This is a genomic window from Paraburkholderia sp. Ac-20336, assembly GCF_017105025.1.
Classification (GTDB): domain Bacteria; phylum Pseudomonadota; class Gammaproteobacteria; order Burkholderiales; family Burkholderiaceae; genus Paraburkholderia.
In genome coordinates this window covers 1-22,488 of the sequence record NZ_JAAGPS010000085.1, presented here as the reverse complement: position 1 = coordinate 22,488, position 22,488 = coordinate 1, and the positions used below count along the sequence as shown (strand labels likewise).

The 22,488-nt window shown below is 66.6% G+C and carries 14 protein-coding genes; 5 read left to right on the top strand and 9 right to left on the bottom strand.

Features of this window, described 5'->3' with window-relative positions; all coding sequences use genetic code 11:
* Nucleotides 1–29: 29 nt before the first annotated feature.
* The 3 genes from GXB81_RS21480 to GXB81_RS21470 are packed head-to-tail and all read left to right on the top strand — an operon-like array spanning nt 30 to nt 7,919.
* Nucleotides 30–1,418, top strand: coding sequence for an MdtA/MuxA family multidrug efflux RND transporter periplasmic adaptor subunit (locus tag GXB81_RS21480; protein WP_167284584.1), 1,389 nt, complete (start codon nt 30–32; stop codon nt 1,416–1,418).
* A gap of 24 nt (nt 1,419–1,442) precedes the next feature.
* Nucleotides 1,443–4,577 carry an MdtB/MuxB family multidrug efflux RND transporter permease subunit gene (locus GXB81_RS21475; RefSeq protein WP_167040268.1) on the top strand — a complete coding sequence of 1,045 codons (3,135 nt, stop codon included), beginning with the start codon at nt 1,443–1,445 and terminating at the stop codon, nt 4,575–4,577.
* 3 nt (nt 4,578–4,580) lie between these two features.
* Nucleotides 4,581–7,919 carry an efflux RND transporter permease subunit gene (locus tag GXB81_RS21470; RefSeq protein WP_167040270.1) on the top strand — a complete coding sequence of 1,113 codons (3,339 nt, stop codon included), beginning with the start codon at nt 4,581–4,583 and terminating at the stop codon, nt 7,917–7,919.
* Nucleotides 7,920–8,132: 213 nt separating this feature from the next.
* On the opposite strand, the gene GXB81_RS21465 is transcribed toward GXB81_RS21470, so the two are convergent.
* The 3 genes from GXB81_RS21465 to GXB81_RS21455 form a co-directional block, all read right to left on the bottom strand.
* Nucleotides 8,133–8,597 carry a hypothetical protein gene (locus GXB81_RS21465; protein ID WP_167040272.1) on the bottom strand — a complete coding sequence of 155 codons (465 nt, stop codon included), beginning with the start codon at nt 8,595–8,597 and terminating at the stop codon, nt 8,133–8,135.
* Between the two features lie 213 nt (nt 8,598–8,810).
* Nucleotides 8,811–9,374, bottom strand: coding sequence for a peroxiredoxin (locus GXB81_RS21460; protein WP_167284587.1), 564 nt, complete (start codon nt 9,372–9,374; stop codon nt 8,811–8,813).
* Nucleotides 9,375–9,568: 194 nt separating this feature from the next.
* Complete coding sequence (locus GXB81_RS21455) at nt 9,569–10,852, bottom strand: EAL domain-containing protein (RefSeq protein WP_241016463.1); 1,284 nt, start codon at nt 10,850–10,852, stop codon at nt 9,569–9,571.
* A gap of 421 nt (nt 10,853–11,273) precedes the next feature.
* Between GXB81_RS21455 and GXB81_RS21450 the strand changes: the two genes are divergently transcribed.
* Complete coding sequence (locus GXB81_RS21450) at nt 11,274–13,088, top strand: sensor domain-containing phosphodiesterase (RefSeq protein ID WP_205990266.1); 1,815 nt, start codon at nt 11,274–11,276, stop codon at nt 13,086–13,088.
* Nucleotides 13,089–13,189: 101 nt separating this feature from the next.
* Nucleotides 13,190–14,647, top strand: coding sequence for an HDOD domain-containing protein (locus GXB81_RS21445; RefSeq protein WP_205990265.1), 1,458 nt, complete (start codon nt 13,190–13,192; stop codon nt 14,645–14,647).
* A gap of 98 nt (nt 14,648–14,745) precedes the next feature.
* Here GXB81_RS21445 and GXB81_RS21440 read toward each other — a convergent pair whose 3' ends face one another.
* The 6 genes from GXB81_RS21440 to astA form a co-directional block, all read right to left on the bottom strand.
* A complete protein-coding gene (locus GXB81_RS21440) occupies nt 14,746–16,131 on the bottom strand; it encodes an EAL domain-containing protein (RefSeq protein ID WP_205990264.1) in 1,386 nt (461 codons plus the stop codon).
* Between the two features lie 367 nt (nt 16,132–16,498).
* Nucleotides 16,499–17,293 (bottom strand): ABC transporter substrate-binding protein, encoded by a 795-nt coding sequence (locus GXB81_RS21435; RefSeq protein ID WP_167284592.1) that lies wholly within the window; start codon nt 17,291–17,293, stop codon nt 16,499–16,501.
* Nucleotides 17,294–17,432: 139 nt separating this feature from the next.
* A complete protein-coding gene (gene astE / locus GXB81_RS21430) occupies nt 17,433–18,599 on the bottom strand; it encodes a succinylglutamate desuccinylase (RefSeq protein ID WP_205990263.1) in 1,167 nt (388 codons plus the stop codon).
* The gene (gene astB / locus GXB81_RS21425) at nt 18,583–19,923 is read right to left on the bottom strand and encodes an N-succinylarginine dihydrolase (RefSeq protein ID WP_205990271.1); all 1,341 of its coding nucleotides are present in this window, start codon (nt 19,921–19,923) and stop codon (nt 18,583–18,585) included. Before astB ends, astE begins: the two co-directional genes overlap by 17 nt.
* Before the next feature lie 12 nt (nt 19,924–19,935).
* Nucleotides 19,936–21,399 carry a succinylglutamate-semialdehyde dehydrogenase gene (gene astD, locus GXB81_RS21420; RefSeq protein ID WP_167040286.1) on the bottom strand — a complete coding sequence of 488 codons (1,464 nt, stop codon included), beginning with the start codon at nt 21,397–21,399 and terminating at the stop codon, nt 19,936–19,938.
* A gap of 2 nt (nt 21,400–21,401) precedes the next feature.
* Nucleotides 21,402–22,439, bottom strand: a complete 1,038-nt coding sequence (gene astA, locus GXB81_RS21415) for an arginine N-succinyltransferase (protein ID WP_205990262.1) — start codon at nt 22,437–22,439, stop codon at nt 21,402–21,404.
* Nucleotides 22,440–22,488 lie beyond the last annotated feature (49 nt).

Below are 22,488 nucleotides of genomic sequence, written 5' to 3'. Positions count from 1 at the left end.
ATCAAAAAGCCAGCCACCCGACCGAACCGATGGACGAACAACAAAAGCACCCGGAAAACCAGCGCCCCACCGCTTCCCAACCGTCGGCAAGCGGCGCGCAACATGGCGCGCCCGGCGCGGTAAAGCGGCATCGCGGCCGCACCATCGCACTGATCGTCGCGGTTCTGGTCATTCTCGGAGTGGTGCTATGGCGCTGGCATCCGTGGGGCGGCGCGAGCGGCGCCAGCGCCCCGGCCGGCGCAAGCGGTGCGCGGGGCGGTGGCCGCTTCGGCCGCGGCGGTCCGAACGCGATGGCGAACATGGCGCAGCCGGTGCACGTCGCCACCGCCACGCAAGGCGAGATGCCGGTCGTGCTGACCGCGCTCGGCACGGTCACGCCGCTGGCTACCGTGACCGTGCTGCCGCAGCTGAGCGGCGTCCTGCAGGACGTCTATTTCAAGGAAGGCCAGATGGTCAGGAAGGGCGACGTGCTGGCCCAGATCGACCCGCGCCCGTACGAGATTTCGCTGCGCAACGCCGAGGGCACACTGGTGCGCGACGAGGCGCTGCTCGCCACCGCGCGCCTCGACCTCAAGCGCTATCAGACACTGCTCGCGCAGGACTCGATCGCGAGCCAGCAGGTCGACACGCAGGCATCGCTCGTGCGCCAGTACGAAGGCACCGTTAAGTCCGACCAGGCGAATGTCGACAGTTTCAAGCTCGACCTCATCTACGCGCGCATCACCGCGCCGGTGTCGGGCCGCGTCGGCCTGCGCCAGGTCGATCCGGGCAACTACGTGACCTCGGGCCTCGCGAACGGCATCGCGGTCATCACGCAGTTGCAGCCGATCAGCGTGATCTTCACGACTTCGGAAGACAACCTGCAGCAGATCATCCAGCACACGCAGAACGGCGAACAGCTCTCGGCCACCGCCTACGACCGCAGCAACACGCGGCCGCTCGAAGTCGGCTCGCTGAAGACGATGGACAACCAGATCGACACGACCACCGGCACGGTGCGTCTGCGCGCGCTCTTCGATAACAAGGACAACGGGCTGTTCCCGAACCAGTTCGTCAACACGCGCCTGCTCGTCGACACGATCAAGGACGCCGTCATCGTGCCGACCTCGGCGGTGCTCAACGGCTCGATGGGTCCGTTCGTCTACGTCGTGAAGGACGACAACACGGTCACGGTCCGGCCGGTCAAGCCCGGTCCCGTGGACGGCGAGCGCACCAGCATCAAGTCGGGCCTCGCGCTCGGCGAGCGCGTCGTGATCGACGGTTCGGACCGTCTGCGCGAAGGCTCGAAGATCACGATTCCGGCCGAGCGTCCCAGTGGTGCATCGGGCGCATCGGGCGCGCACGCTGCGGTCGGCGCCTCGGGTGCTTCCGCCGCGCATGCGCATCGCGGCAGACACGCGTCGCAGGCTGCGCAATAAAGTAAAAGGCACGGCACTTACCGCATGAATCCATCCCGCGCTTTTATTCTGCGTCCCGTCGGCACCGCGCTGCTCATGGCGGCGATCATGCTGGTCGGCCTCGTGGCGCTGCGCTTTCTGCCGCTCTCCGCGCTACCCGAGGTCGACTATCCGACGATCCAGGTGCAGACCTTCTATCCGGGCGCGAGTCCGGACGTGATGACGTCGTCGGTGACGGCGCCGCTCGAGCGGCAGTTCGGACAGATGCCGTCGCTCAATCAGATGTCGTCGCAAAGCTCGGCAGGCTCGTCGATCATCACGCTGCAGTTCAGCCTCGACTTGCCGCTCGACATCGCCGAGCAGGAAGTGCAGGCCGCCATCAATGCGGCCGGCAACCTGCTGCCGTCCGACCTGCCCGCACCGCCGATCTACGCGAAGGTCAATCCGGCCGACGCGCCGATCATCACGCTCGCGATCACCTCGAAAACGCTGCCGCTCACCCAGGTGCAGGACCTCGCCGACACGCGCCTCGCGCAGAAAATCTCGCAGGTCGCGGGCGTGGGTCTCGTCAGTCTGTCGGGCGGCCAGCGCCCGGCCGTGCGGATTCAGGCGAACCCGCGCGCGCTCGCCGCGTACGGCCTGAATCTCGACGATCTGCGCACCACGATCTCGAACCTCAACGTCAACACGCCGAAGGGCAACTTCGACGGCCCGACGCGCAACTACACGATCAACTCGAACGACCAGCTGACCGATCCCGACCAGTACAAGAGCGCGGTGATCGCCTACAAGAACGGCCGGCCGGTCATGCTGACCGACGTCGCGAACATCGTCGCGGGCGCGGAGAACACCAAGCTCGGCGCGTGGGTCGACAACACGCCGGCGATCATCCTGAACGTGCAGCGCCAGCCGGGCGCGAACGTGATCCAGGTGGTCGACAGCATCAAGGCGCTGCTGCCGCAACTGCAGCAGGCGCTGCCCGCCGCGCTCGACGTGCAGGTCGTCACCGACCGCACCACGACGATCCGCGCGTCGGTGCGCGACGTGCAGTTCGAACTGGCGATGTCGGTCGTGCTGGTCGTGCTGGTGATGTACCTGTTCCTCGCCAACGTCTACGCGACGATCATCCCGAGCCTCTCGGTGCCGCTCTCGCTGATCGGCACGCTCGCCGTGATGTACCTGTGCGGCTTCTCGCTCGACAACCTCTCGCTGATGGCGCTGACCATCGCGACCGGCTTCGTGGTCGACGACGCGATCGTGATGATCGAGAACATCGCGCGCTACGTCGAGGAAGGCGACACGGCGCTCGAAGCCGCGCTGAAGGGCTCCAAGCAGATCGGCTTCACGATCATCTCGCTGACGGTCTCGCTGATCGCGGTGCTGATTCCGCTGCTGTTCATGGGCGACGTGGTCGGCCGGCTGTTCCACGAATTCGCGATCACGCTCGCGGTGACGATCGTGATCTCGGCGGTCGTCTCGCTCACGCTCGTGCCGATGATGTGCGCGAAGCTGCTGCGCCACACGCCACCGCACGAAAGCCACCGCTTCGAGGCGAAGGCACACCGCTTCATCGACTGGGTGATCGCGCGCTACGCGGTCGCGCTCACGTGGGTGCTGAACCGGCAGCGCTCGACGCTCGTCGTCGCCGTGCTCACGCTCGTGCTGACCGGGCTGCTCTACGTGTTCGTGCCGAAGGGCTTCTTCCCCGTGCAGGACACCGGCGTGATCCAGGCGATCACGCAGATGCCGCAGTCGGTCTCGTTCGCGTCGATGGCCGAGCGTCAGCAGGCGCTCGCCGCGCAAATTCTGAAGAACCCGGACGTCGACAGCCTCACGTCGTTCATCGGCGTGGACGGCAGCAACATCACGCTGAACAGCGGCCGCATGCTCATCAACCTGAAGCCGCGCGACGACCGCAGCCATACCGCGAGCGACGTGATCCGCCAGTTGCAGAAGGACGTCGCGCACATTCCGGGCGCCTCGCTTTTCATGCAGCCGGTGCAGGACCTGACGATCGACTCGACCGTGAGCCCGACGCAATACCAGTTCATGCTGACCGATCCGAACATCAGCGAATTCACGACGTGGGTGCCGAAGCTGGTCGACCGCCTGAAGCAGTCGCCCGAACTCGCCGACGTCGCGACCGATCTGCAGGACAACGGCCGCTCGGTGTTCATCGAGATCGACCGCGCGACTGCCGCGCGCTTCGGCATCACACCGGCCACGATCGACAGCGCGCTGTACGACGCGTTCGGCCAGCGCATCATCTCGACGATCTTCACGCAGTCGAACCAGTACCGCGTGATTCTCGAAGCGCAGCCGACGATGCAGCAATACACCGATTCGCTGAATTCGATCTACCTGCCCTCTTCCACCTCGACGGGCGGCCAGGTGCCGCTGTCGTCGATTGCGAAGTTCATCGAACGGCCCGCGCCGCTGCTCGTCACGCACCTGAGCCAGTTCCCGGCCACCACGGTGTCGTTCAACCTCGCGCCCGGTTCGTCGCTCGGCGCGGCCGTGCAGGCGATTCAGCAGGCCGAGCAGGACATCGGCCTGCCCGCCTCGTTCCAGACGCGCTTCCAGGGCGCGGCGCTCGCGTTCCAGGCCTCGCTCGCCAACGAGCTGTTCCTGATCCTCGCGGCGATCGTCACGATGTACATCGTGCTCGGCGTGCTGTACGAGAGCTTCATCCATCCGATCACGATTCTCTCCACGCTGCCGTCGGCCGGCGTCGGCGCGCTGCTCGCGCTGCTCATGACCGGCCATGATCTCGACATCATCGGCATCATCGGCATCGTGCTGCTGATCGGCATCGTGAAGAAGAACGCGATCATGATGATCGACTTCGCGCTCTACGCCGAGCGCGAGGAAGGCAAGCCGCCGCGCGAGGCGATCTACCAGGCGTGTCTCTTGCGCTTCCGGCCGATCCTGATGACCACGTTGGCCGCCCTGCTCGGCGCGCTGCCGCTGATGCTCGGCACCGGCGCGGGCTCGGAGCTGCGCCGCCCGCTCGGCATCGCGATCGCGGGCGGCCTGATCGTGAGCCAGCTGCTGACGCTGTTCACGACGCCGGTGATCTACCTCGCGTTCGATTCGCTCGGCCGCCGCCTGCGCGAGCGCTTCAACCGTAGCGACTCGTCCGGCAGCGCCACGCCGCCCGCCGCCGATGCAGGGAACTAGGCGATGAACCTGTCGCGTCCGTTCATTTCCCGCCCGGTCGCCACCACGCTGCTGGCGATCGGCATCGCGCTGTCGGGCGTGTTCGCGTTCACGAAGCTGCCGGTCGCGCCCCTGCCGCAGGTCGATTTCCCGACCATCTCGATCCAGGCGTCGCTGCCGGGCGCGAGCCCCGAGACCGTGGCGACGAGCGTCGCGAGTCCGCTCGAACGGCATCTGGGCTCGATCGCCGACGTCACCGAAATGACCTCGTCGAGTTCGGTCGGCGCGGCGCGCATCACGATGCAGTTCGGCCTGAACCGCGACATCGACGGCGCCGCGCGCGACGTGCAGGCCGCCATCAACGCGGCGCGCGCCGACCTGCCCGCGAGCCTGCGCAGCAACCCGACCTACCACAAGGTCAACCCCGCCGACGCGCCGATCCTGATTCTCGCGCTCACCTCGCACACGCTGACGGCCGGCCAGTTGTACGACTCGGCCGCCACGGTGCTGCAGCAGTCGCTCTCGCAGGTGGACGGCATCGGCGAAGTGGACGTGAACGGCTCGGCGAACCCGGCCGTGCGCGTCGAACTGGAGCCGCATGCGCTGTCGCACTACGGCATCGGTCTCGAAGACGTGCGCGCGGCGCTCGCCTCGGCCAACGCGAACAGCCCGAAAGGCTCGATCGAGTTCGGCGAGAACCGCGTGCAGCTCTACACCAACGACCAGGCGAGCAAGGCATCGCAGTACAAGGACCTCGTGATCGCCTATCGCAACGGCGCGCCGGTCAAGCTCTCGGACATGGGCGAGGTCGTCGATTCGGTCGAAGACCTGCGCAACCTCGGCCTCTTCAACGGCAAGCGCTCGGTGCTCGTGATCCTGTACCGGCAGCCCGGCGCGAACATCATCGAGACCGTCGACCGCGTCAAGGCCATGCTGCCGCAACTGCACGCGTCGCTGCCCGCCGACGTCGACATCGAGCCGACCTCGGACCGCTCCACCACGATCCGCGCCTCGCTGAAGGACACCGAGCGCACGCTCGTGATCGCGGTCGCGCTCGTCGTGATGGTGGTGTTCCTGTTCCTGCGCAACTGGCGCGCCACGCTGATTCCGAGTGTGGCCGTGCCGATCTCGATCATCGGCACGTTCGGCGCGATGTATCTGATGGGCTTCTCGATCGACAACCTCTCGCTGATGGCGCTGACCATCGCGACCGGCTTCGTCGTCGACGACGCGATCGTCGTGCTCGAAAACATCTCGCGGCACATCGAGAACGGCGTGCCGCGCAGGAAGGCCGCGTTCCGCGGCGCGCGCGAGGTCGGCTTCACGGTGATGTCGATCAGCATCTCGCTCGTCGCGGTGTTCCTGCCGATTCTGCTGATGGGCGGCATCGTCGGGCGCCTCTTCCGCGAGTTCGCGCTGACGCTGTCGCTCGCGATCGCGGTGTCGCTCCTCGTCTCGCTCACGCTCACGCCGATGATGTGCTCGCGCCTGCTGCGCGAGCCGCATGAAAAGCGCGAGGAGAGCCGCTTCGGCCAGTGGCTCGAGCGCGGCTTCATGTCGATGCAGCACGGCTACGAGCGCACGCTCGGCTGGGCGCTGCGCCATCCGCTCCTGATCGTCACCATCCTGCTGCTGACGATCGCGCTGAACGTCGCGCTCTACATCATCGTGCCGAAGGGCTTCTTTCCGCAGCAGGACACCGGGCGGCTCGTCGGCGGCATCCAGGCCGACCAGAGCACCTCGTTCCAGGCGATGAAGGGCAAGTTCGCGCAGATGATGGACATCGTCGGCAAGAACCCCGCCGTCGACAGCGTGGTCGGCTTCACGGGCGGCCGGCAGACCAACTCGGGCTTCATGTTCGTGTCGCTCAAGTCGAAGAGCGAGCGCAAGCTCTCCGCCGATCAGGTGATCCAGCAACTGCGCGCACCGCTTGGCGACGTGGCCGGCGCGCGCACGTTCCTGCAATCGGTGCAGGACATCCGCGTGGGCGGCCGGCAATCGAACGCGCAGTATCAGTTCACGCTGCTCGCCGACTCAACGCCCGACCTCTACAAGTGGGGACCGAAGCTGACCGAAGCGCTGCAGGCGCGCAAGGAACTCGCGGACGTCAACTCCGACCAGCAGCAAGGCGGCCTCGAAGCGATGGTGACGATCGACCGCGCGACCGCGTCGCGCGTCGGCATCAAGCCCGCGCAGATCGACAACACGCTCTACGACGCGTTCGGCCAGCGCCAGGTGTCGACGATCTACAACCCGCTGAACCAGTATCACGTCGTGATGGAAGTCGCGCCGCGCTACTGGCAGAGCCCGGAGATGCTGAATGAAATCTTCGTCAGCACCTCGGGCGGCAGCGCGAGCGGCGCGCAAACCACCAACGCGCCGGCCGGCACGGTGACCGCGCACGCGGCGGCGAGTACGACCAGCACAACCAGCACGACCAGTGCGGCCACGGGCGGCGCGGCGGGCACCACCGCCACGAGCGCGGCCAGCATCGCCGCCGACTCCGCGCGCAACCAGGCGATCAACTCGATCGCGGCGAGCGGCAAGTCGAGCGCGTCGTCGGGCTCGCCGGTCTCGACCGCGAAGGAAACGATGGTGCCGCTCTCGGCCATCGCGAGCTTCGGGCCGGGCACCACGCCGCTGTCGGTCAATCACCAGAGCCAGTTCGTGGCCTCGACGATTTCGTTCAACCTGCCGCCGGGCGTGTCGCTCTCCACCGCCACCCAGGCGATCTACGACACGATGGCCGAAATCGGCATGCCGGGCACGATCCACGGCAGCTTCCAAGGCACCGCGCAGGCGTTCCAGCAGTCGATGTCCGACCAGCCGATCCTGATCCTCGCGGCGCTCGCGGCCGTCTACATCGTGCTCGGCATCCTGTACGAAAGCTATATCCATCCGCTGACGATTCTCTCGACGCTGCCGTCGGCCGGCGTCGGTGCCCTGCTCGCGCTGCTGCTCTTCAAGACCGAGTTCAGCATCATCGCGCTGATCGGCGTGATCCTGCTGATCGGCATCGTGAAGAAGAACGCGATCATGATGGTGGACTTCGCGATCGAGGCCTCGCGCCACGGGCTGTCGTCGCGCGATGCGATCTACCAGGCGTGTCTGCTGCGCTTCCGGCCGATCATGATGACCACGTTCGCGGCGCTGCTCGGCGCGTTGCCGCTCGCGTTCGGACGCGGCGAAGGCGCGGAGATGCGCGCGCCGCTCGGTATTTCGATCGTCGGCGGGCTGATCGTGAGCCAGATGCTCACGCTCTATACGACGCCGGTCGTGTATCTCTACATGGACCGCATCCGCGTGCGCTGGGAAGCGCGAAAGGCGCGCCGCTCGGGTGGCGCGACGCCGACGTCGTCGTAACGTTCAATGGTAACGCGGCGGGTTGGCATGCCTGATAAATTCGATGCATGCGAACCCGCCGCGTGAGCCGGCGCGACCAACCAGCAGAAGACTTTTAAAGCGAGAGCTTCGGCGTTTTCCCGCGGCGTTTCGTTGAAAACTTTTGCTCCGCGTTGCCGTTCTTAAGCCGGCTCGGCGTTTCTGTTCAGGGTTTTTGCTCAGAGTTTCTGTGCCTCAGAGTTTCTGTGCAATAGCCAGCGCAAAAATCCGCTGCCATTGGCGCGCCTCGCGCTCGCCCGACATCGGCACGATCCACTCGGCGTGCCGCGGGTCCTTCACCTCGAGCGCAAGTTGTGCCTGCGCGCCGCCGCCCCGCACTTCGGCGCCGAGCAGATCGGCGAAGATATACGCGCCCTTTTCGTCGCCGACGCGAATCTCGCAGAGCCGCTTGGCCGCCGCGAGCCGCAGCGCACCCCAGTTGCCCTTCAGCTCATGCGTCCAGTCGCCGTCGCGCACGTTCGGCGCGACTTCGCGGCGCCGCCGCAACCAGTGCGCCAGCGCGCCGATCAACAGCAGCGCGACCAGCACGGCGACGCCGACCGCGACGGCCAGGCCGAACGCGGCCTGCAACGCATAAAAGGCCCGCACCGCACCGTACACCAGCGCGATCAGCGCAATCAACGCAACGAGAATCGGCATCGCTCACTCACCCGGCAAAAGGCTTGAGCCTAGCACGAGCGCGCCGGTCCGCGATGCAACCCGTCGTTGCGCCAATCGCAGCGCCGCGCGCAAGAGGCCAGCGGGCCGACGCGCCACGGCTTGCCTGCCGCTACGGCGCTGCGTAGCCGACTATGCGGCGTGCCCTGGCGGGCACCAGGCGCACCAGCGGGCACCACCGCACCCCGCCCCGCCTCACTGCGCCTTATGCGCCGCCGTCCAGTCCTTGAGCGCCTTCAGCGTGTTCTCGACATGCTTCTCGGGCGACAGGCTCGTGTATTCGTAGATGATCTTGCCGTCCGGCGCGATCACGTACGACACGCGATTGGCCATGCCGCTATGCAGCGGCATGCCGGCGTCGTATGCGCCGATCACCTTCGAATCGGCATCGGCCGCGACCGGGAATTTGCTGCGGCACTCGCTGACCGAGAACTTCGTCAGCGTATCGATGTTGTCGTGCGACACACCGATCACCGTCGCACCGTACTTCCTGTATTCGTCGACCGCATCGGCGAACTCGTGCGCCTCGATCGTGCAGCCCTTCGTGAACGCGGCCGGATAGAAGTACAGCACGACCGGGCCCTTCTTCAGTTCGTCGGCGAGCGAGTAGGTGTAGGTCTTGCCGCCGAGCGAAGCTTCGGTCGTGAAGGTCGGCGCGGTGTCGCCCGGCTTCAGCGTCGCCGATGCGAGCGGCGAATGCATGGCGAATCCGAGCGCCATGACGGCGGCGAACGCCGCCGGTAGGTGTTTGATCTTCATCTGCGTCTCCCTGCGTGAGCACACGCGTTGTCATCCAGTCCGGGGCATCGGGGACGGCCTCGGCCATCCCTGCATCGGCTATTGGAACACGGATGCGCAACGCGCGTAAGCGGCGCGGCATGACGATAAGCGGATCGAAAGCATGCGAGGCCAACGAGGCGAGACCAGCGCGTCGGGCGGCCGGCCCCGGCCGCTCAGACCGCCGACTCGGCGACATGCACCCCGAACCACGCCGCCGCCGACAGATTCAGCTCCGACAGCACGGCGGGCGTGAGCGCCGCGAAGCCGGCCGCCGCGGCAAGCGGCGCGGCGTCGCCGCCCTCGCCCGCCACTTCGGCGATACCGAGCAGCGCGCCGAGCTCGCCCGCGCGCGACACGATCGCCTCGCGAATCTGCGGCGCGAGCGCGAGCTTTTCGAGCACCGCGCGCGGCGTGCTGCCAAGCACTACGTGCACGAGCGAAAAAATTCCGGTCATGAACGCGGCGTCGGCGAAATCGCCATCGGCCGGGTACAGCCAGCTCGCGGCCAGTTCCATGAAGCGCGAGCGCGTCGCGGCCAGTTGCACGAGCGGATCGGTGCGCCACGGCCGGTCGTCGGTGTCCGCGTAGAGCAGCAGTTGCGCCCAGCGCGCGATCTGCCGCGTGCCGGTCGCGATGATCGCCTCGCGCAGCGACGAGATGGGGCGTCCGAGTCCGAACGCGCTCGAATTGACGAGGCGCAGCAGCTGCACGACCACGCTCGGGTTCAGCTTCAGTTCCGCTTCGAGCTCGAAGATGCCGGCGTCGCGCGAGAGCAGCGCGAGCAGCCGCAGCAGGCCCGGGCGCAACGAGCGGTTGCGCGGCGCGGCCAGCACCTGCGGCCGCGCGAAGAAATAGCCCTGGAACAGCTGGAAGCCGAGTTCCTGCGCGAGCGCAAAGTCCTCGCGCGTCTCGACTTTCTCGGCGAGCAGCGTCTTGCCGTGTCCGCGCAATATCGACGCAAGCTTGGCGAGCTTGTCGCGCGGGGTCTGCAACAGGTCGATCTTGACGATGTCGGCGTACGGCAGCATCGCGAACAGTTCGTCCGAGAGGTCCCTGACGTCGTCGAGCGCGATCTGGAAGCCCGCCTGACGCAATTCGACGAGACGGCGCGCAAGCGGCATGTCGAAGCGCACGGTTTCGAGAATTTCGAGCACGAAGCGCTCGGGCGGCATCAGATGGACGATGTCGCTAAAGAGCAGCCGGCGCTCGATATTGACGAAGCCGCGGTGCTGCCCGAGCACGGCCGGCACGCCGATCCCGCCGATCGTGCGCACCACCACCTGCGCGGTCATCTGGGTGTCGTCGCTGATTTCGGCGTAGTTGTGCGCGCCGGCGCGAAACAGCAGTTCGTAGGCGTGGGGCGCGCCGTGGCGGTCGAGAATCGGCTGGCGGCCCAGATAGACGTACTGCGCGTCATCCTGCGCGGCGGCCGCCGGCGTCGCGTCGCCGGCGGACAAGACCCCGGCAGGGCGGGCAAACGGCTCACTCACCTCGGCGTGCCGTGAAGCAGCTCCGGCGGCTCCGGCGGCCGCCCCGGAAGCGCGGCTGGCATCGGGCCCGGCAAGCGGCCTGGCCACAGGGCGTTCGAACATGGTTCATCGGTGCAAGGTTCGGAAACTATGCAGCGGCGACGCCACGGCCGGCACTGCACAACGGGATTCCTCGTATTAACGGATGTAAAGCGGCCCCACTTTAGCCGAATCGTCCACGCGGCGGCATGAGGCAATCCGATACCGGGTGTTTTCCACGAGGGCCGCTAAAGATTTCGCGGCGCGGGTCGTTATCTCGTTCTGATGCGGCGGCCTGCTACTTTGCCGGCCGCCCGAGCCGGCGGACCCGCAGTTGCGCCGGCGGACGAACTCAGGTTGCCAGCGACACATGGAAGCGAACACGATCACCGCGCCCCGCCGGGGCTCCCTGCGCACGGTCATCGACCGGCTTCGCGCATTCGGCCGGCGCGCGGACGGCACACGGCAGAGCGCCCCCCACCGTGCCGTGCCACTGGAACAGGTGGTCGGCGCGGTCGACCTGCTCGCGCATGTCGACGACGCGCAGCGCTTCCTTTACGTTTCCGATGCGAGCCTGCGCTTTATCGGCTATCACCGCGAGTATCTGGAGACGATCACGCTGCACGAGCTCGTCGCGCCAGCCGACGTGCCGCGCCTCGACGCACTGCTCGCGCGCGCGGCGGCTTCGGGCAACGTCGAGAAGGCGACGCTCGGGCTCATCAAGTCGCTGACCTATCCGATCACGGTCGAGCTGCGCGTCATGCGCAGCAGCCACGACGGCGTCGACGGCTTTGCGATCGCCGGCTTCGACGTCTCGGCCTGGCGCGCCACCGAGGAACGTCTGACCCAGGCGCTGCATCTGGACCGCTTGACGAGCCTGCCCAACCAGTCGGGCCTGCTACACGCGCTGATCGACGCGCAGCAGCAGGCCGACGCGCACGGCACGCCGGTCGCGCTGCTGCTGCTCGATCTCGACGACTATCAGCGCGTGAACCGCGCGCTCGGCTACGATGCCGGCGACGAGATGCTGCGCGACACCGCGCGGCGTCTCGTCAACATGACGAGCCCGAACGAATTGCTCGCGCGCGTCGCGAGCGACGAGTTCGCGATCCTCGTCAAGCCGGCCGCCAACCGCACCGACGCGGCGGCCGCCGCCGAAGCGCTGGCGCGGCGCCTGTTGACCGCGATCCAGCAACCGTACGTGTTCAAGGGCCAGCAGGTGCATCTGTCGGCGAGCATCGGCATCGCGCTGTATCCGGACGTGCGGCACGCGAACGACACCGCGCTGCACGACACCCATCTGTTGCGCTGGGCCGACCACGCGCTCCTGCAGGCGAAAGCCGCGGGCGGCAACACGCTCGCGTTCTACGTGCCCGACGACAACCCGGCCGACGCCGAGCGCCTGAAACTCGAAGCCGATCTCTACGACGGCGTGCGCAACGGCGAGTTCTCGCTGCACTTCCAGCCGATCACGAGCAGCCGCTCGCACGGCGTAGTCGGCGTCGAGGCGCTGATCCGCTGGACTCATCCGGTGCATGGACTCGTGCCGCCGTCGATGTTCATTCCGCTCGCCGAGTCGATCGGTCTCATCAACTTCCTCGGCAACTGGGTGCTGAAGGTCGCCTGCATGCAGCTGATCCAGTGGGATGCGAAAGGCATCGCGCTGCAATACGTGGCCGTCAACGTGTCGCCGCAGCAGTTCCGCGACCCGCGCTTCAAGGACTCGGTGCGCGAGGCGCTGGAGCTGACCGGCATCGATCCGCGCCGGGTCGTCTTCGAGATCACCGAGAGTCTGCTGATGCACGACCCCGCGCACGCGACGGCGCTGCTCGAAGACCTCACCGCGATGGGTATCCGCTTCGCCGTCGACGACTTCGGCACCGGCTATTCGAGCCTCGCCTACCTGCAGCGTTTTCCGCTCGCCAAGCTCAAGATCGACCGGAGTTTCGTCGAGAATCTGCTAACCTCGCGAAACGATCAGGCCATCGTGAGCGCCGTCGTCGGGCTCGCGCAGACGCTCGATCTCGAACTCGTCGCCGAGGGCGTCGAAACGGAAGCGCAACGCACGCTGCTCACCGAGATGGGCTGCGATCACATCCAGGGCTGGCTCGTCTGCAAGGCGTTGCCGTCCGACGAACTCGCGCAGCGCTTCGAGGCGCGCACGCTTCGTCTGCACGGCACATAACGGACCATGCAGGCGCGGCACGCAGGCAACGCAAGCGCAACAGGCCGGCTTCATGCCGGCGCGGTACTCATTGGAACACGTATGGCTTTTGCGGGACTCACATGCTAAAGGCGGCAGTGCTCGACCGTCTCTGGACGCGAATGAGCGAGCGCGGCGATTTCCCGATGCTGTCGCAATCGCTGCGCACCACGATGGCGGCGATGAACAACGACGACCTCGACTTCACTGGCCTCGTGCAGGTGGTGCTGTCGGATTTCGCGCTGACGCAGAAAGTACTGCGACTTGCGAACTCGGCCATGTACATGGCGTTCGGCGGCAACATCACGACGGTGTCGCGCGCGCTGATGGTGCTCGGCATGGATGCGGTCGGCCATCTCGTCGTCGGGCTGAAGATCGTCGATCACTTTCATCACAGCGCGCCGCGCCGCATCGACGCGAAACTCGAACTGAACCGCACGCTGCTGTCGGGCTGCGTCGCGCGCAAGCTGACCGAGCGCGGCGATCTGCGCGCCGGCGAGGAAGCGGTGGTCTGCACGCTGATGCGGCAGATCGGCAAGCTGCTGGTGGTGTTCTATCTCGACGCGGAGTGGGACCAGATTCGCCGCCACATCGACGGCGGCGCGCTCGAAACCGATGCGTGCGTGCTCGTGCTCGGCGTCACGTTCGACGAAATCGGCACGGAAGCCGCGGTGCGCTGGCGCCTGCCCGACATGATCCGTTCGGGCATGGGCGAATTCGATCCGCAGGACGTGACGCAGCCGCGCCAGGTGCAATGGCTGCGCGCCATCACGAACTACTCGACCGCGGTCGCCGACGTGCTCACGCAGCAAAACATGCCGGACTGGGAGCGCGAGGCGCGCATCGCCGAACTCGCGCAAAGCTATAGCGGCGCGCTGAACACGGACCCCGACGTACTGCAGCAGATGAGCATCGCGCTCGCGCGCGAGGAAGGCGGCGACGGCGTGATGCGCGAGATCGTCGAGCTGCGCGCGAATGCCGATGCGATCGCGCGCGAAGCCCTGACGCCGGAGGCCCGCATCGCAGTCGGCGTGAAGGATCTGCGCGATCTGCCCGCGGGCAGCCCGCTTGCGCCGGCGCTCGCGATGGCCGCGGAAACCGTGCTCGCCGGCCTCGGCTTTGCGCGCACGGTGGTATTCGTCAAGCACAGCAACGGCACGTTCAAGGCGCGCCTCGGTCTCGGACCGATGATCGACGCGGCCTTGCCGAAGCTCACGTTCAACGCCGCGTTCGAGCCCGACGTCTTTCATCTCGCGATTGCCAATTCGGTCGGCATCTTCATCGAGAACGCGCGCGATCCGAAGATGGTCGCGAGGCTGCCCGAATGGTTCCGCCGCTCGTTCGACGACACGCGCGCGTTCGTGCTGCTGCCGGTTGTCGACGAAACCGATCAGACCGTCGCCCTGCTCTACGGCGACTGGTCGCATACGCAGGAAGCACGCCGAATATCGCAGAAGGAAATGAGCGTGCTCAACGAACTGGCCCAGGAGTTAGGCCGTTTTTTCGGCCAGGGGCAGATGCGGGAAATGGAGACGATGTGAAGACGTGGCGCGATCGTTGAGCGCCTGCTTCGTTTCAAGCCGTTCCGGTGTTTGCCCGAAAACAGTTCCGCTGATGCAGGTGGCCTGAGCAGGCCCGCTCAGTCCTCGATCCGTTCGAGCCCTTGCGCGCTGCGATCCGCGACGCCGGCCCAGGCGGCGGCCGCGAGGCCCATCTGCGCGATGTCTTCGAGCGCCAATGGCTGTAGACGCTCGCACAGTTCGGCGACGCGCTCCCATGCGCCGCTTTCGAGCGCCTCGATCGCGCTCAGCAACAGCCCCAGCGTCCCTTCGCGATGCAGGATCGCCGCCTGGATCGGCCGCGAAAGCGTGAGGACGTTCAGCGTCTTTTCGAGCGAGCCGCCGAACACCGCGTCGACGAACGAAAACACGCCGGTCAGGAATGCCGCGTCGGCTTCGTCGCGCCCTGCCTCGGGCATGCGCGCGATCGCCAGTTCCATGAAACGCGCGCGCGTCGCCGCGAGTTGCAGCAACGGATCGTCTTCGAGCGCGACCTTGCGGCCGTCCGCGTAGAGCAGCAGTTGCGTCCAGCGCGCGATGCGATCGGTGCCGGTCGCGTTGATCGCTTCGCGCAGCGTCGTCACCTTGTGGCCGACCGCGAAGCCGCTCGAATTCGCGAGCTTCATCAGATGCATCACGAGCACCGGGTTCAGCTTCAGCTCGGCTTCGAGCTGCGCGACGCTCGGGTCGCCGCCGAGCAGTTGCAGCAGATTGAGCAGCGCGTGACGCGGCGCGCTGACACGGCGCGTGTCCGAACTCTGCGCACGCGCGAAGTAATAGCCCTGGAAGCGGTCGAAGCCGAGCCCGTGCGCCATGTCGAAATCGGCCTGCGCGTCGAGACCCGACGCGAGCAGCAGCTTGCCCGCCGACTTCAGCACGCTCGCGAGCTTCGGCAGCAGCGCACGCGGCGCGCGCGCCGCGTCGATCTTGACGACCTCGGCGTACGGCAGCAGCTTCGCGAAGGTTTCGTTGGGCTGCGTGACGTCGTCGAGCGCGAAGCGATAGCGGCGGCCATGCAGATAGACGAGGCGCGCGATCAACTCGGCGTCGACGTCCAGCGACGGCGGCAATTCGAGCATGAAGCGCTCGGCGGGCAATCTGAGGATCGCGTCGTCGAGCAGCAGTTCGCGGCTCACGTCGACATAGGCGGGATGGCCGGTCAGCGCGCCGCGCACCTCGCCTTGCACGAGGCCGCAAGCGATCGCGCGGGCGACACGTTGCGCGGGCGTCGGCGCGCGGCCGGGCAAGGTGTCGGCGTCCTGCGCTTTGTCCGTGGCTTTGTCCGCTTCTTCGTGTGCTGCTTCGTTTATTGCTTCGAGCGGCACTTCAGGCGCCCGCACCTTGATCTCGTAACCGCACAGCATGCCGTCCCGGTTCAGAATGGGCTGCCGCGCGAAGCTGGCGCTCAACGATGCGTCGTCGGTCGCGCCGCTCGGGCTATGAGTCTCGATTGCGATGATGGTCATTCCGGTCCCCGCTCGACGCCGCTGGCGCCTGGCCGCTGTTGTCCGGCGCTGTATGTGCGCCGTATTGTGTTTTGTGTTTTCGCCGTACTGTGCGCGTTTTTTATGACGGTCATGAGAGCCGCCGCGCGTGGCGTTATGCCCCGTGATTTTATCGCAGCCGTTCAGGTGCCAGCATGCTTGCGAAGCAATTACCCGAAATATTAATCGACGGTCTTTCATTATTTCCACGCGGGCGACGAGCCTGATCGGCACGCCACGCAGCCGTGCGGAAACGCCAATGCAAACGGCCGCACATCGCTGTGCGGCCGTTCCTGGCGATGCTCGTCGCAGCCCCGCGCGTCGCGACTCCCGCGATGCGCAACGCCGCTTACTTCAGCACGACGTTCACGTCGAAGTACTTCGCGGCGAGGCGGTCGATCGTGCCGTCCGCCTTCAGTTCCTTCAGCGCGCCGTTCAGCGCGTCCTTCAGCGCCTTGTCGTTCTTGCGCACGCCGTAGCCGACGCCCGCGCCGAGCAGCTTCTCGTCGCTGACGGCCGGACCGGCGAACTCGAAGCCCGCGCCCTGCGGCTTCTTCAGAAAGCCCTTCGAAGCCGCTTCGGCATCCTGGAACGACGCATCGAGACGGCCCGAGACGAGGTCCGCGTAGATCTGGTCCTGCGTCTGATACGGCACGACGTCGACACCGGCCGGCGCCCAGCGCGCCTTCGCATAGGTTTCCTGGATCGTGCCCTGCAGCACGCCGACGTGCTTGCCCTTCAGCGATGCCGGCGTCGGCTGCAGACCGCTGCCCTTCTTCGCGATCATCTGGTTCGGGATCGTGTAGATCGGATCGGTGAAGTCGATCGCCTGGCGACGCTGGTCGGTGATCGTCATGTCCGAGTTGATCGCGTTGAACTTGCGCGCTTCGAGTGCCGGGATCAGGCCGTCGAACGAGTTCTCGACCCACACGCATCTGGCCTTCAGCTTCGCGCACACGGCATTGCCGACGTCGATGTCGAAGCCCTGCAATTCACCGCTCGGCGACTTCGATTCGAACGGCGCATACGACGCCTCGACACCGAAGCGCACTTCCTTGATATCCGCCGCCGACGCGCTGCCTGCCGTCAGCGCCGCCGCCGCGAACAGCGCGAGCGCGGCCATGTTGGGCCAATTCATCTTCATTACGGGGGTTCCTCTACGGGGTTGACTAGGACGGAGCCTGACCGGCACGGACAGCTTCGCCGCACGGAATGCGGCCGGCTCGCGCGGCCGGCATGATGGTGCGAGCGCCGCGACGCCCGCGATTGTACACGGAACCTGTCTAGACAAGTCTGGACAGCGTGTCGGCGGTGGTTTCGATCACGAGCAGCCCGGCGCGCAAGCCGGGCTTGACGGTTGCGTTCGGAAACACGATGCGCTCTTCGTCGTGCCGAACCGTATAGCGATACTCGCCGTCGCGCGCGAGCAAGGTGCCCTCCGCGAACGGTGTGAAGTTCGGCACGTCGGGCGCTAGCAGCAACTCGAAGGCATCGCTTTGCTTGGTCAGTTGATCGATCACGGTGAAGACGCGCGGCATGGCCGCGGGTGCGGAGAATTCCGTATCGGATTCCGCATCGGTTCGCTGATTCGTTGGCTGATGCGCTTGCTCGCCGACCCGCGTTCCGGCGAGCAGCGCGCGCACTGCGAGGTCGGCGCCCGCGAAACGCGTGAGGTCGTTCTCGCCGAACGGACGCACCTTGCCCAGTTCGAGCGTGCAGGCCTCGGCGCCGCACGCCTGCGCGGTGAAATGCGAATACGTGTTGCCCTTCGTCGTATGCAGCAGCACCGCGCCGATGCGCGCCTCGCCAAGCCATTCGAACATCGCACGCGAAAACGGCTTGCCGGTATGCGGCAGCAGCGCGAAACGCTCGAACGCGGACGCGCGGATCGCCGTATGCATATCGATGTGCCAGCGCACGCAGGACGCCTCGGACGCCGCCGCGAAGAAGCGCGTCGCGGCCACTTCGAGCGCCGCCGCGCGCGGCGCTTCGTGGCTGTGCGGCAATTGCAGATGACGGCCGCTGAAGAGACGGTTCAGATCGTCGTCGCGATAACGAGAGCCGTCACGCATCGCATCGACGTTGCCGAGAATCACGAGCAGGCGGCACGCGAGCGCGGCACGGCCCCGCGCGAGATCGGCGATCATGCGCGAAAGCAGTTCGATCGGCGCGGTTTCGTCGCCGTGGACGCCGGCCGAGACCAGCACGCTGCGCGGGATGGCGGGTTTTCCGATGGAGCCGTGCGTGGCGGCTTGAGTCGACCCCTGCATTGGCACCTGCGTCGGCTCCATCATGAGCACACCCTCGTCGAGCCATGACCAGTGCACGCCATTCGCGCACACGCCCTGCGCGTCATGCGCGGCAGGCCGCCTGCCCGTGAGCGTCCATGCGAGGAAATCGTCGAGCATCGGGATCGCGGCCGACATCGCAGACTCAGCGCTGGAAGTCATAGAGCGAACCGAGGTCGAGAATCTGCGTCAGTTCATCGAGCGCGGTGCGCGATTCGACGAGCAGTTGCGGATCGGTCAGATCGGCCGGCGCGAGACGGTCGCGATAGTGCTTCTCGATCCACGCATCGAGGCGGCCGAACAGCGTGTCGTCGATCCATACGCCCGGCGCGACGGCCGCACGTTCGGTGTCGTCGAGCACGACGCGCAGACGCAAACACGCCGGACCACCGCCGTTCTTCATGCTCTCGCGCAGATCGAACACGAGCACTTCGTCGATCGGCCCGCGATGCGACGTCAGTTCGTCGAGATACGCGGCCACGCGCAGATTCTCGCGGCACTCCTGCGGCACCACGAGCACCTGCTTGCCGTCGGGACGCGTCAGCAACTGGCTGTTGAACAGATACGACGTCACGGCATCGGCAACGCTAACCTGCGCATCGGGCACTTCGATCACGTTGAAGCCCGCATGCAGGTGCGCGAGCTTCGAGCGCAGTTCGTCGTACACCGCGCTCTGTTCGACGAACGCGAGTTGATGGCAGAACAACGTGTTGCGATTGCCGACCGCGATCACGTCGTTATGAAACACGCCCGCGTCGATCACGTCCGGGTTCTGCTGCGCATAGACGGTCGCGGCTTCCTGCAGGCCATGACGATGCGCGACGGCGCGGCTCGCCTCGAAGGTCTGACGCGCCGGATAACGCTTCGGCTCCGGCCCGCGACGATACTCGCTGCGGCCGTACACAAAGAATTCGACGCCGCGCGCGCTGTATTGCTCGCAAAAGCGCGTGTGGTTCGCGGCACCTTCGTCGCCAAGCGCGGGCGTGCCGGGCAGCGCCTCGTGCACGACGAAACGGTCGGTATCGCTAAACATCGCGCGCAGCGTGCGGCGCGTCGACTCGTGCTCGATCGCGCGATGCAGCTTGCTGCACAGATTGGCCGGCGTGAAATGCACGCGGCCGTCGTGCGTATCGGACGACGGGCTCACGGTCGCCGCGTTGGCGGTCCACATCGCCGAGGCCGAACTCGCGGCGGCCAGCAACTCGGGCGCGTTCTGCGCGACACGGGCGATGACCGAAGCGTCGTCGCCGGAAAAGCCGAGTTCGCGCAACAGCCGCATCGAGGGACGCTCCTGCGGCGGCAACACGCCCTGATGAAAACCGAGGTCGGCCAACTGCTTCATCTTGCGCAGACCCTGGCGCGCGGCGGCCTTCGGATTCGCGACCGACTTCTCGTTGTTCTGCGACGCGACATTGCCGAACGAGAGCCCCGCATAGTTGTGAGTCGGGCCGACCAGGCCGTCGAAATTGGCTTCAGTGGCTTGCAGCATCGTCGATCCTTAGAATTGAAGGCCCGGCGAGACGCTCGCGGGCATATGCAGTTGCGCGCTCTCGACCGAGGCCATCGGGTAGGCGCAGTAGTCGGCCGCATAGTACGCACTCGGCCGGTGATTGCCCGAGCGGCCCGGACCGCCGAACGGCGCACCCGACGAAGCGCCGTTGGTCGGCCGGTTCCAGTTGACGATGCCCGCGCGGATCGTGCGCTGGAAATGCGTCCACAGGGCTTCGTCGTCGGCGAGCAGGCCCGCCGAGAGACCGAATTCGGTATCGTTCGCCTGTTCGAGCGCGGCGTCGAAGTCGCGGTAGCGGATGATCTGCGCGAGCGGGCCGAAGTGCTCTTCGTCGGGCAGATCCTGCACGCCGGTCACGTCGAGAATCGCGGGCGTGACGAAGCCGAGTTGCGGATCGCGTTGCGCCATTTTCAGCAGCGCCTTCGCGCCGCGCGCAAGCAGATTTTCCTGCGCGCTCATCAAACGCGAGGCCGCGCGCGCCGACACGACAGCCCCCATGAACGGCTGCGGCTCGGCATCGTATTCGCCGACGCCAATGCGCGCGCTCACTTCAGTCAGGCGCGCGAGGAAACGCTCACCGAACGCATCGTCGGGCACGAAGATGCGGCGCGCGCAGGTGCAGCGCTGCCCCGCCGACAGAAACGCCGATTGAATCGTGTGATGCACGGCGGCGTCGAGGTCCGCCACGGGCCCGATCACGAGCGGATTGTTGCCGCCCATCTCGAGCGCAAGCACGATCTCGGGCCGGCCGCCGAACTGTTTGTGCAGCAATGTTCCGGTATCCGAACTACCGGTGAAGAACAAGCCGTCGATCTGCCGGTGATTCGCCAGCGCGATGCCGGTGTCTTTCTCGCCCTGCACGAGATTGAGCACGCCGGCGGGCAAGCCCGCGTCGCGCCAGATCTGCACGGTGAGCGCGGCAACGCCGGGTGCGAGTTCGGACGGCTTGAACACGACCGCGTTACCCGCGATCAACGCAGGCACGATATGTCCGTTCGGCAGATGGCCCGGGAAGTTATACGGGCCGAACACGGCCACCACGCCATGCGGACGATGCCGCAGCACCGCGGTGCCATCGGCCATCGCCGAGCGTTTTTCGCCGGTGCGTTCGTTGTACGACTGGATCGAGATCTCGACCTTCGCGGCCATCGAGGCCGCTTCGGTACGCGCTTCCCAGAGCGGCTTGCCGGTCTCGCGGCCGATCGCTGCGGCGAGCGCTTCCTTGCGCTCGGTCACGAGCGCGGCGAAGCGGCGCACCACCGCGCAGCGCTCGTCGAGCGTCAGCGCCGACCATGCCGCGAATGCGCGCCGCGCGCTGCGTACCGCGCGATCGACGTCGTCCGCCGAGGCGCTGTTGCCTTGCCACACCACCGCGCCCGTGCCGGGGTTGCGCGATGCGAATGCGGGTCCGATGCCGGCAGCCCAGCCGCCGTCGATAAAAAGCTCGCTCATAATCATCCCTGTTTGTGTTTCGACGGCAGCACCCGCAGCGAATCGCCGGCCTTGACGCCGAGCGCGGCGGCCTCGGCGGCGCTCAGGCGGAACCCGCCTGCGTGCGGCACGCCCGCCACCACGCCGACGCGAAAATCGCCGAGCGACGTATTCGATACCATCGACTTCGCTCCGTCCTGCGCGGCGGGTTCCGCAGCCTCGCCGATTTCGGCCGCGACCACCACGCTCTCGCGCACGGTGCGCAGATCGGCAATATGGCATTCGAGCACCGGGCCCGCGTCGAAGATATCGACGTGATTCTCGTAGCGCAGCCCTTCCGCTTCGAGCATGCGGCGCGCGGGAATCGTGTCGCTATGCGTGAGGCCGACGCAGCGCTGCGCCTCTTCGGGCAGCAACTCGACGTACACCGGATAACGCGGCATCAGCTCGGCGAGAAACGCCTTGCGGCCATGCGAACTCAGATAATCGGCCGCGTTGAAATCGATCTGGTAGAAATGCGAGCCGACCGCGCGCCAGAACGGCGAGGTGCCTTCCGCGTCGAAATGGCCGCGCATCTCCGCGCATAGACGCTGCGGAAAACGCTCGCGAAACTGCGCGAAAAACATGAAGCGCGAGCGCGACAGCAGACCGCCGACGCCGCTCGCGCGATAACGCGGGCTCAGAAACAGCGAGCACACCTCCGCATAGCCGGTGAGGTCATGCGAAATGTTCAGCGCATGCATGCGCGTCCAGATGCCGAGGTCCTGGCTCGCATGCACGACCGTGCTCACGCGATAGTTGTAGAACGGCTGCCGCAGCCCCACCGCCGTTTCGATGCCGCACACGCCGGCTATGTCGCCGGTCGTCGTGTCTTCCATCACGAAGAAGTAGCCGGCCTCGTGCGGCTCGGCCCGGTCTTCCAGCGTGCGGCGCGCGCGTTCGACGCGTGCCGCGAGCGCATCGCGGTCCGGCTTGAAGGTGGTCAGGCCCGGCCCGGTTTCCTGCGCGAGCCGCATCAGCGCATCCACATCGCCTCGTTGCACCACGCGAACGACGATCATTGCGCTTCTCCCGAATGTTCATCCTGCGGCTGATGCAGCGGCACGCAGA